Annotated in this window: 1 pseudogene; it reads right to left on the reverse strand. The window is 61.7% G+C overall.

From position 1 onward, the window contains the following. Window positions 1–201, reverse strand: a pseudogene (locus PPOP_RS26195) (IS66 family transposase); the annotation flags it as partial.

Below are 201 nucleotides of genomic sequence, written 5' to 3' on the forward strand. Positions count from 1 at the left end.
ATAGTAGGCATCCAGCACCGGGCGGCTTTGTTCCTCGCGTGCGGCAAGCCGCTCCTCGGTCGTCGCTTCTTTGAGCTCCCGTTCGATGGCAAACAGTTGGTTGCACTAGGCAAGGCCTTGCGCCGCCACGCTGTGCGGATTCGTTCTGGCCTCTGGTGCTGCCTTCAGTGCCTCATCGTATTTGCGCCGTGCATGCGCCCA

This window comes from Paenibacillus popilliae ATCC 14706 (assembly GCF_000315235.1).
In the GTDB taxonomy this organism is placed as follows: Bacteria; Bacillota; Bacilli; order Paenibacillales; family Paenibacillaceae; genus Paenibacillus_B; species Paenibacillus_B popilliae.